The sequence below is a fragment of the Mesorhizobium sp. M0074 genome, assembly GCF_040322975.1.
Taxonomy (GTDB): domain Bacteria; phylum Pseudomonadota; class Alphaproteobacteria; order Rhizobiales; family Rhizobiaceae; genus Mesorhizobium.
The window spans coordinates 1-751 of the sequence record NZ_JAMYUM010000090.1 but is presented as its reverse complement, the minus strand read 5'-3'; the positions used below and the strand labels follow the sequence as shown (position 1 = coordinate 751).

Annotated in this window: 1 protein-coding gene; it reads right to left on the bottom strand. The window is 64.8% G+C overall.

Annotation, left to right across the window (positions count from 1 at the left end; translation table 11 throughout):
* A partial coding sequence (gene guaA / locus NKJ73_RS34095; RefSeq protein ID WP_352572778.1) for a glutamine-hydrolyzing GMP synthase occupies nucleotides 1-751 on the bottom strand: 751 nt, incomplete at both ends.

The window sequence follows — 751 nt, the reverse complement described above, 5'->3', positions numbered from 1 at the left end:
CACCGGCAGCAGCACGGCGAAGGCCTGCCAGATGGCGTCGTAGAGGCCGGCCTTGCGGATCTCGTCGAGATAGATGGCGTCGGCCTCGCGCAGGATCTCCAGCTTTTCGCGGGTGATGCCGCCCGGACAGCGGATGGCGAGACCGGGACCGGGGAACGGATGCCGGCCAATGAAGCTGTCGGGCAGGCCGAGCTCCTTGCCGAGCGCCCTCACCTCGTCCTTGAACAATTCGCGCAGCGGCTCGACCAGCTGCATGTTCATGCGTTCGGGCAAGCCGCCGACATTGTGATGCGACTTGATGGTCACCGACGGGCCGCCGCTGAAAGAGACGCTTTCGATGACGTCGGGATAGAGGGTGCCTTGTGCCAGGAAATCGGCGCCGCCGAGCTTCTCGGCCTCCTCCTCGAACACTTCGATGAACAGCCGCCCGATGGTCTTGCGCTTCTTCTCGGGGTCCGACTCGCCCTCGAGCGCGCCGATGAAACGGTCCGAAGCGTCGACCAGGATCAGCGGCAGATTGTAATGCTGGCGAAACATCTCCACCACGCCTGATGCCTCGTCCTTGCGCATCAGACCGTGGTCGACAAGGATGCAGGTGAGCTGGTCGCCGACCGCCTCATGGATCAGCAAGGCCGCGACCGAGGAATCGACGCCGCCCGACAGCGCGCAGATCACCTTGCCCTTGCCGACCTGTTTGCGGATCGTCTCGACCGCGTGCTCGCGGTAGGCGCGCATCGTCCAGTCGCCTTCG